Here is a 551-nt window from a genome sequence, read left to right on the forward strand (position 1 = left end):
AATTTATTGATAAATTTTTATGACATAGCTTATAATCCGTACACATTTGAAAATAAAAATAAATATGGTTACATATAATTAATTTTATTTAAATATGCATGACATATAATTATTCATGGCTGACAGCAGTAAGCTAAAAAGGGTTAAAACTGTTAATGGGAATATTTATATATAGTTATGCATCATTATGCAATATATATGGGTAAAATATACACAATCAGGGAGGCATGCGATATATTGCAGATAGGTGCAACAACATTGAGAAGATGGGACCGTGAGGGAAAAATACACTGCATAAGATTGTCAAATAATTTCAGGAGGGTTCCAGAGGAGGAAATCAACAGAATATTAGGAATAAAAAATAATAGAATAGATGCAATATATGCACGTGTATCCTCCAATAATAATAAGAATGATTTATATAATCAAATAAACAGATTGAAATCATTATACCCAAATGCACAAATATTCAGCGATATTAAATCCGGATTAAAATTCAACAGAAAGGGATTCATTGAATTATTAAATATGATAGAGGACAATAGGATAAA

1 protein-coding gene is annotated in these 551 nt (G+C 27.9%); it reads left to right on the forward strand.

All coding sequences use genetic code 11. From position 1 onward, the window contains the following. Nucleotides 1-198: 198 nt before the first annotated feature. Nucleotides 199-551, forward strand: a 353-nt coding sequence (locus AOG55_RS06505; protein ID WP_162216767.1) for a helix-turn-helix domain-containing protein, incomplete at its 3' end; no start/stop codon positions are given.

Origin of the sequence: Acidiplasma cupricumulans (assembly GCF_001402935.1) — an archaeon.
In the GTDB taxonomy this organism is placed as follows: domain Archaea; phylum Thermoplasmatota; class Thermoplasmata; order Thermoplasmatales; family Thermoplasmataceae; genus Acidiplasma; species Acidiplasma aeolicum.